The sequence below is a fragment of the uncultured Succinivibrio sp. genome (genome assembly GCF_902756765.1).
In the GTDB taxonomy this organism is placed as follows: Bacteria; Pseudomonadota; Gammaproteobacteria; order Enterobacterales; family Succinivibrionaceae; genus Succinivibrio.
In genome coordinates, this window is record NZ_CACVSS010000098.1 from 1 (window position 1) to 7,011 (window position 7,011).

Consider the following 7,011-nt stretch of genomic DNA (forward strand, 5'->3'; position numbering starts at 1 on the left):
TGATGGGATAACCTGAATACCCAGCATCCAACGCCATGCAGACTCGTCTGGAGCAATGTTAGCAATAACATAGTTAGAGAAGAATGCAATCAGAATACCGAATACGATGTTGAACTGGAACAGACCGGTTAATTTACCTCTATCACCTGCAGGTGAGATTTCTGAAATGAATAGAGGGGCTGCAATGGTTGAAATACCAATTCCTAGACCACCGATGAAACGGAAGATAAAGAATGATGATACGTTCCATGCAACAGCAGAACCGATAGCGCCTACCAAGAATAGAACACCGTTGAAGATAAGGGTCTTTTTTCTACCATATTTAGCCGTAGGAATACTACCGAAAATAGAACCTAGAACGGTTCCCCATAGTGCAGCAGAAATTGCTAGACCATGCATGGAGCCAGAAAGCGACCATAACTGCTGAATTTTGCTTTCAGCACCTGAAATAACTACGGTATCAAAACCGAATAAGAAACCTGCGAGAGCTGAAGTTATAGCCCACAGTAAAAGTTTTTTGTTCATTTAAATTTTTCCTTTGTCCTTACGTCCGCGCTTGCGGTGCAAAAATTTGCGATAAGAATAATGCCATAACCAAATTTATAAAAAAATCATTCCTTTCACAAAAAGTTATGCAATTTTTTGCAATCACATAAAAAACTGCATAATCCTCTTAAATGTTCAGTAGTTATCTAATTGTACGAAGCTTATTATATAGAAGTTGTAAGGTAGATTTTTAAATATAACCTCTTGAAAAATAAAAATAATAATATTAAATGCACTATATTTGTCCTTAAGTGACTAATATGGTGCACAATTAAAAACGTCTTGCTGATTATTTAAATTTGCTACTGTATATAAGTTATGTATAATATGTAAAATGCAAAAAATTGCATAATGGAATTTGATACCTCTCAAAGATTAGGATTTTTTTCAACACAACAAAATTTTTCATTTATATAATCTGCGAGGTAATTTGGGGTAAAAAAATAAAACTATGGTTAATATTTCACAGATAGCTGAGCATCTTGGAATTTCACCTTCCACAGTTTCCAGAGCATTGAAAAAGCCCGATATGGTTTCTCTTGAAACCAGACACAAGGTCTTGAATGCAGCTGAAAAGATGGGCTATCTTCAGAAGTTGAGGGATGATATTACAGTTGCATCCTCAAGCAAGCTGATTGGAGTAATTGCTGCAGATCTGACCAATTCATTTTCCAATGCAATTGTTAAATCTGTTACTGACTATCTGGACTCTAAGAATTATTCGGTTATTGTCGGCTGTAACTATGAGCACAGTTCACTGGAGGCAAAGATTTTAAAGCAGTGGGCTCCTCTTAATTTACGCGGTCTGATAATCATGCCGACTGCAAAATTTAGCAAAACAGTTGCAAATGATTTTATAGATATGCCTGTTGTTCTGGTTGACAGACATATAGATGAGCTGAATTTTGACAGCGTCATCGAAGATAACATGGGCGGTGTTCAGCAGGCACTTGAGTATCTTCAGGAACTTGGCCACGAGAAAATCGCTTTTATATCTGGCTCCAAGAAGGTTTATACCTTCTCACAGAGATGTGCCGGAGTAGAACAGAGTGGAGTTAAGGCTGAAATTCATGAGATTATTGCCGACTCCTATGAAGAATTGTTTGTCGGAGCCTTTGAGCAGACAAATATTTTAATGTTGAGAGCTAAAAGCAGTCGACCAACTGCAATTGTCGGAGCAAATAACGCAATTACTTCCGGAATTCTTTATGCTCTAAACCTTAAAGGCTTCAAGATCCCTAATGATGTCTCAGTGGTTTCATATGGTGACAGTAACTGGTGTCGTTTTTATCCGACTCCTATTACTTCTGTATGTCAGCCTGTTGATGAAATGGGAAGAATGGCTGCCAGTATGGTTTTAGAGCGCATCAACGGCAGCAAAGAAAAGATTAATAACGTGTGTTTAAAATCCATGCTGCTGCGTAGGGCTTCCACTTCAAGTCCAAACGCAGACTAGTATGGATCCTTTTTAGGATATTTGATTTTCTGAACAACACATGAGGTTGGGATAAAAATTTTCGGTCTGAGAGTTTACTCATTAAAGGTAATTCTTGGCAGCATCAGTTTTTAACAGGAGATAAATGATGTTAGATTTTTCTAAATTCAAAGGTAAAAAAGTAAAGTGCGCTGGTCTTGGCGAAGTGCTGTTTGATGTATTCCCTACCGGACCAAAGATCGGTGGAGCTCCTGCAAACTTTGCTTATCACTGCAGACAGAACGGCTTAGAGTCCCTGGCAATCAGTTCTGTTGGTACTGATTCTTTAGGTTTTCAGGCTCGCAATCTTCTAGCTGCAAGATTTTTACCTGCTCTTCTGATTGAAAATACAAAGGAAACAGGTGCTGTAAATGTTGATTTAACTGATGATGGTGTTCCTACCTATACCTTTGTTGAAGATACTGCCTATGACAATATACCTCTTACTGAAACTGCTCTTGGAATTGCAAGACAGCTTGATTTAATGTGCTTCGGTTCACTGGCTCAAAGAGGAACTGTTTCTCACAAGACCATTATGGCTCTTCTAGATGCAATGCCAAAGGGTTCACTTCGTGTATTCGATGTAAATCTGCGTCGTAACTATTACTCAAGAGAGATTATTGAGGATTCTTTAAAGAGAACCGAGATTTTCAAGTGTAACGAGGACGAGCTTCCAATTCTTTGCGAGTTTGCAAGATTACAGGAAAAGACTGCAACAGCCTACTATGAGTACCTAAAGAGCCTGGGAATCTACTGCTTCATTTTCACTGAAGGAGCTTCTCAGAGTACAGTATTCTTAAATGACGAGATTTCAGTTCTTCCAACTCCTAAGGTTGAAGTTGTTGACACTGTTGGTGCAGGCGATTCCTTCACTGCAACTTTCATCAGCCGTTTGATGCAGGGCGACTCCCTGGTTCAGGCTCATGAGAAGGCAGTTAAGATTTCTGCATATGTCTGCACTCAGGCTGGAGCAATGCCTGATATGCCAGCAGAGCTGTTTGCCTAATTTCATAGAAAATTTCATACAATTCCGGGGCCTCATATCTTTATGGGGCCTTTTTTGTTTGCGTAATTTTCTATGGTTTCAGTTGCTATTTTGGGGACGTTTTATTTTTTATCTGAAATTATTTTCCAATAGCCATTATTACCACTTCCAACGTACGCAATGTTGTCCATTTCGCTTATCTTTCGTCCAACAGTTTTATAGCTGATGCCTAGTTTTTCTCCAATCTCCTTACGAGTGATTTTTGGGTTTTCACTAATCATTTTTATGATTAATTCTTTTGCCTCATCGTGAGGGACATCGTGAGGGACATCGTGAGGGACATCGTGAGGGACATTTCGCGTGTCATCAACTTCCGATTGTGCTACAGGTCCAACGGTTGCTGTAGCAATATCAGGAATAGGAACAGTTATTCTGAACACATCCCCCTCAATAAATTGTGGATCCTGTCCTGAGTATATCTTTGTATATTTATATGTGTTCCTCATACCCGAGCCGAGCTCATCTGCAAGGCCTATTTCTCTGAATACTTTTGCAATTGGCGGATTCTTCGATACTGGTTCAAAAGAGGCTGGATCTAATGCTCCATATCCGTGTGTAAGGTTACCGTTCTCGGTAACAATCTTGTCCTTTTCAATAATCAGCTTTGGAACATAAGAGCTTGAAAAATCTCTGTGTACCAGCAGGTTAGAAATGATTTCACGAAGGATATGATCTCTGGCACTAATGCTTTGAATGCCTTCTAGGTGAAAAGTATCGTTAAGATGTTTTTTTCCAAATGCCATAAGTCGGTCATAGCTTTCGATAAGATTTGTGATTACAACATCTCTATCATCGTATCTATCAGTATTTACGACCCTGAAAATTGCATCTGTCTTGTGTTGTGGCAGAATCGACATGATTGTGGAATCCTTACCAAAAAGTAGAATTCCTGCATAGGTAATACCTTCAATCTGCTCATAGTCATCTTTTAGGATTAGATTTGCACTTCTGAGCATTTCCTCATCTGACATAGAAAACCAGGGATGATTCTGATCTCTGTATCTTGTCATTCGCCTTGCTCTTTCAATCAGATCGGGGCGTAAATCTTCCATACCGAAACGAGTTACTTTATTTACGAAATAGCTACCGCTTTTTCTTGAATAAAGTCGAAATACTTCAGCAGAGTGATTGGTGATATCAATATCTGCATCTTCGTTGCGATCCCAGATCCTTCCTGAACAGCGACATACTTCATTTGATTCTGGTACGTAAATATAGAGGATCTTCTTTCCATCAACTTCGTACATGACAGGTGTAAGATACAGAGGCGGATACATTTTACTTTCATTGTTGATGGTATCAACGAATTGTTTTTTTACCTTATCAACACAATCATCATCAATTCCAATGATCTCTCCATTATTCTTGACTCCAAGGAAAATATGGCCGCCGTTTCTATTTGAGAAGGAACATACTGTATCATATACGTCCTTGTTTATAGATTTGTGGGATTCCTTAAATTCAACAGAGATGCTTTCACCTCCGTTAATCAGCTCTAAGAGAAATTTTGGAATTGTCAGATTACTCATGTTTTGCTCTGTTTTATCTGGTTGCCATTTATTTACTGTTGTAAGTGATATGTTTACAAGCTATTTATAACCCATTTGAGGTCTGTTCTGTTAAATAATCGTGCCATGTAATATTTTGTCTCTAAATATCCATGAATTAAAAAAAAACAATGCGCAGATATGATAATGAAATCATTATATTGTCTAGTCCTTTTTCTATTTGCTGATGAAGTTCTAAATTAAAAGAGGTTTAATTTCATCCACAATCAGAGTTCTTGCCATTTCTCTGACTTGTTTGTAGTAAATGAGCTTCATTGCCGTTGGATGAGTTTCCTTATATTTGTCTATGTAGCAGAACTTCTCCATATTTGAAATTTCAAGTTCTCCCTCACCATTGAAGAATTTTGAATAATGCCACATATCCGTTTTCTCAACGCACCATTCATCGCAGAAGGCAGAAAGCTTATCATCAATAATCTTATTTATTCGTTCATTGATTACCACCATGGCTTGCTTACCCTTAAAGTTTTCTGGATTAGCTTTCAACTCATTCCAAACTCCAAATAAAATTTCGCCAAGTTTGTTGTTTTTCTTTGATAGATTTTCAATATATTTATCAATTGCAGGATCGTGTATTGCTTTAAACTTTTCTGAATCCCCGTAAGCATTGATGTATTTCTGGATTAATGAAACTAGATATTCATAATTAACTTCATCTTTTGATATTAACTCTAGTTTGTAAGTTATATCTATGTCTTCAAGACTCTCAGGATCTGGACCAGTTACTCTACGCTTTAATTCTTCAATGGCACTATTATATTTGCCTATTAAAGTGTCCTGTGTTTCCTTTGTTAGGGTAAGACCGTTTACTTTGAAGATTACAAGATTATCTCCGTTATCATCAGTTTCATTCCCCGCATCATTATCTTTCTCCCATTCTTCATAGGTATTGATTGCCTTTACAGATTTATCCATCTCCTGGAATTTTTTGATGAAATTCTTTAAAAACTCATCTGAAGAACCGGAAATATCAATTGTTGCCGGAGATTCATTTATTAGCGTTAAAAGCGAAGAGTAATTATCAACAAGTTCCTGTTTAACTTTTGAATAGCTAGGAGCAATAAATGATGTTTCTCCTCCATTTGAATACAACTGAAGAGCTTCATCAATTGCGTGCTTAAAGATCGCAGGTGTTTGGAAGGTAATTACATTGCCATAGTCTTTTATTTTCTTAAATATTCTATTTGTCCTTGAGAAAGCCTGTATTAGTCCCTGTGGACTCATAGGAGGTCTATCAATAAAAATCGTGGAGAGAGGAAGAGCATCAAAACCGGTTAAAAGCCTATCTACAACAATTACTAACTCTAGTTTTGCATTTCGATTTTAACTAAAAATTGGCTAATAAATGCGGTCTCGCACCACATTTGCTGTTTAAAAATCAATTTCTTTAACTATTTAGAAACTCAGGTATATTGGAAGGTTTTAGTAGTTTCTTGAGAAATTCAGAGATTGAATCATACCATTTTCCAATGAGACCTTCGGCTAGTTTATATGCCTCCTGAGTCTTTCCTTTTACTATGTAACCTGCTTTATCGAGAGCCTCGATCAGAGAAGTGAAACATATTGAACGCCTCGATAAAAGATATGGTTCTTATTGCAGAACATGAATCTCTGAAAAGCTGACCATGACTTCTAGGATCTTCTTCATGACGTCTTATGATTTCAAGTACAGTGAATCTGATGTAAGAGATTCTGTTTAAAGCACAGATGGAATCATAGTCTCTGGCAAAGCATTCAGAGTTCAGTCCAAGGTATTGTTTTGCTGCTTTGAAGCAGCATTCAATAGCCCATCTTCTGGAGTACAGTTCAACAATCTCTTCTGCTGTCAGGTGTATATTGGAGCATAAAAGAGTAATGAACTCCCTGCGGTTGTTTCTGTTTCTGATAAACACCAGTTTAACCTGCTGTTTTGATTCGGTCTGAACTATAACTGAGCTGATAATATCTGAAGTATGATTACGCTGACCTAAGGTGGACAGAATGTACTTCAGGTTGTGTCTTACGGTTTCACCGACAAAGGCAAACTTCAGATTCTTCTTAATCATGCAGATTGAATCCAGAGATAACTCCTTTAAAGATGCAACCAGACTGTCTGAATAGAACCAGGTGTCCATAAGAACATATTCTGCCTTGATGCCTTTGTTCAGAATACCTTTACAGAGTTTGATTAGAAGCTTGGGTTTTCTCATAACGGAATTGGCTCTTCTTTTAGCTCCGGCACAACGCTTATCAATTCGCTTGTTGTGTTTTCTGATTATGCAGTCTTCTTTTCTGGAGGACATTAGCTCAGAGGCAACAGGGATATTGGTAATACCGTCAGTCCAGGTAATCAGTAGATTTGCGTAACCTTTTACTGTCTTTCCTATTACATGGTTAAA

The 7,011-nt window shown here is 37.7% G+C and carries 6 protein-coding genes; 2 read left to right on the forward strand and 4 right to left on the reverse strand.

Going from position 1 to position 7,011, the window contains the following annotated elements; all coding sequences use genetic code 11:
* The coding region (locus tag QZU45_RS10435; RefSeq protein WP_295355081.1) for an MFS transporter at positions 1-525 on the reverse strand (525 nt) is incomplete at its 3' end.
* A 472-nt stretch (positions 526-997) separates the two neighbouring features.
* Here QZU45_RS10435 and QZU45_RS10440 point away from each other — a divergent pair.
* Positions 998-2,002 (forward strand): LacI family DNA-binding transcriptional regulator, encoded by a 1,005-nt coding sequence (locus QZU45_RS10440; RefSeq protein ID WP_074942711.1) that lies wholly within the window; start codon positions 998-1,000, stop codon positions 2,000-2,002.
* Between the two features lie 124 nt (positions 2,003-2,126).
* Positions 2,127-3,026, forward strand: a complete 900-nt coding sequence (locus tag QZU45_RS10445; protein WP_295355082.1) for a carbohydrate kinase — start codon at positions 2,127-2,129, stop codon at positions 3,024-3,026.
* A 101-nt stretch (positions 3,027-3,127) separates the two neighbouring features.
* Here the strand turns inward: QZU45_RS10445 and QZU45_RS10450 are convergent, their stop codons facing one another.
* From QZU45_RS10450 to QZU45_RS10460, 3 genes are all read right to left on the reverse strand, one after another.
* On the reverse strand, positions 3,128-4,594 hold the full coding sequence (locus QZU45_RS10450; RefSeq protein ID WP_295355083.1) for an RNA-binding domain-containing protein: 1,467 nt from the start codon (positions 4,592-4,594) through the stop codon (positions 3,128-3,130).
* A 213-nt stretch (positions 4,595-4,807) separates the two neighbouring features.
* A complete protein-coding gene (locus QZU45_RS10455; protein WP_295355084.1) occupies positions 4,808-5,857 on the reverse strand; it encodes a hypothetical protein in 1,050 nt (349 codons plus the stop codon).
* A gap of 305 nt (positions 5,858-6,162) precedes the next feature.
* Positions 6,163-7,011, reverse strand: an 849-nt coding sequence (locus tag QZU45_RS10460; protein WP_295355086.1) for a transposase, incomplete at its 5' end; no start/stop codon positions are given.

Bases quoted from the DNA above. Each gene is read 5' to 3' on its own strand.
- QZU45_RS10450 (WP_295355083.1), bottom strand. From the start codon at position 4,594: ATGAGTAATCTGACAATTCCAAAATTTCTCTTAGAGCTGATTAACGGA.
- QZU45_RS10455 (WP_295355084.1), bottom strand. From the start codon at position 5,857: ATGAGTCCACAGGGACTAATACAGGCTTTCTCAAGGACAAATAGAATA.
- QZU45_RS10445 (WP_295355082.1), top strand. From the start codon at position 2,127: ATGATGTTAGATTTTTCTAAATTCAAAGGTAAAAAAGTAAAGTGCGCT.
- QZU45_RS10440 (WP_074942711.1), top strand. From the start codon at position 998: ATGGTTAATATTTCACAGATAGCTGAGCATCTTGGAATTTCACCTTCC.